The sequence below is a fragment of the Pseudomonas sp. 300 genome, from assembly GCF_055803035.1.
This window is the reverse complement of the sequence record NZ_JAVLRV010000014.1, coordinates 1-282: the sequence shown is the minus strand read 5'-3', so window position 1 is coordinate 282 and position 282 is coordinate 1. Positions and strand designations below refer to the sequence as shown.

At 59.9% G+C, this 282-nt stretch carries 1 protein-coding gene; it reads right to left on the bottom strand.

Annotated features, from left to right (window positions below; all coding sequences use genetic code 11):
- The coding region (locus Q7W83_RS29425) for a hypothetical protein (RefSeq protein WP_473658515.1) at positions 1–282 on the bottom strand (282 nt) is incomplete at both ends.

Below are 282 nucleotides of genomic sequence, written 5' to 3'. Positions count from 1 at the left end.
GGTGAGGGCCTGGTGGAGTTGCTGTTGATCCTGCGCGTCGTAGTACCAGGCCGAACGATGGAAACGACCGGCACCCACCAGCATGATGCGGTCGGTGGTGATGCGATCCAGCATCCGGTTCCAGCGGCCAAGGTCGTCGCGATGCTGTAACAGCGCGCTGTCCATGGCAGGCCGGTCGATGAAATCATTGACCCCGCGCTTACCACTGAAGCTGGAGCCTTCGAGCACATCGACGATGCGTTTGTTTTGCGCTTGGCCGAGTTTTACCAAGGTGTCGAGGTG